Raw genomic sequence first — 1,261 nt, 5'->3', positions numbered from 1 at the left:
ATACAACTATCTGATGTACGACATAAACTATTTCGTCTGTTACGCCAGGCACCAGGTGTACGATTATACTCTCCAGCTATATTACAGCATATTAATCGCAAGAGTACTCATAGCATAGTAACACTTAATACCGGTCAGCAGCTTAGTGCCCAACTCATGGTGGCAGCAGACGGAACGCATTCTCAACTAGCTGTTCTATGTGGTATTCGTTGGAAAAAAAAAGATTATCAACAAATTGCTGTGATAGCAGATATTAGTACTGCGTTACATCATAACAATTATGCGTTTGAACGCTTTACTATACAAGGATCATTAGCTCTATTACCGATACAAGAAGGACGTAGCTCGCTTATATGGTGCTTACCTGCTGTAAACCAACAAGAAATATCTTATTGGAATAATAAAACATTTGGTCAGGTATTACAGAAACAATTTGGATGGCGTCTAGGACGTATAACTCATATAGGAGAGCGCCAGTACTACCGTCTACAGCTACAGATTGCTGAACGACATATTACTCATAGGTTGGCACTCATCGGAAATGCGGCGCAAACTTTACATCCTATTACTGGTCAAGGTTTTAATCTGGGTCTACGAGATGTTATGACATTAGCAGAAACTTTAGTACATGCTGTAGTACAAGGTGAAGATATCGGTGATTATGCTGTATTAGCGCGCTATCAACAACGTCGTCTGAAAGATCAACGGAAAACAGTTAGCATAACAGATGGACTAGTATCTTTATTCGCACACTATCATACATTACTAGTAACAGGACGTAATTTAGGGTTACTTACTATTGCTAATATTCCGTCGCTACGTAATTCACTTATACGACAAATACTAGGATGGGTAACTCGTTAGCTGTAAAATTAAAATTATTTATGCCAATGCAAAAATTTGATGTTGTAATCAATGGTGGGGGTATAGTAGGTTTGGCACTAGCCTGCGGGTTGCGAAGTAATAATTTGCAAATAGCAGTAATTGAACACCAAGAATGGAAATATATCTTTAATATTCATAATACAGCGCTTAGAGTATCTGCTATTAATGCCGCTAGTAGAAAGTTACTACAATATTTGCAGGTATGGAACGAAATTACTACGCAAGGTGCTAATCCTTATCGAAAAATAGAAGTTTGGGATAAAAATAGCTTTGGTCAAATAGTATTTGATGGCTGTCAACTAGGTAACCGACAGTTAGGATATATTATTCCAAATACTGTAATTCAGCAAGCGCTTTTACACCGTATGTACCAACT

Annotated in this window: 1 protein-coding gene and 1 pseudogene; both read left to right on the top strand. The window is 37.7% G+C overall.

The features are described from left to right. Nucleotides 1–864, top strand: an 864-nt coding sequence (locus CEX73_RS01965) for an FAD-dependent monooxygenase (protein ID WP_101626923.1), incomplete at its 5' end; no start/stop codon positions are given. 20 nt (nt 865–884) lie between these two features. Beyond that, nucleotides 885–1,261: pseudogene (locus tag CEX73_RS01960) on the top strand (FAD-dependent 2-octaprenylphenol hydroxylase); the annotation flags it as partial.

Origin of the sequence: Candidatus Palibaumannia cicadellinicola (assembly GCF_002855795.1) — a bacterium.
In the GTDB taxonomy this organism is placed as follows: domain Bacteria; phylum Pseudomonadota; class Gammaproteobacteria; order Enterobacterales; family Enterobacteriaceae; genus Baumannia; species Baumannia cicadellinicola_C.
The sequence above is the reverse complement of the archived record's forward strand: the minus strand, read 5'-3'. Positions and strand labels throughout refer to the sequence as shown.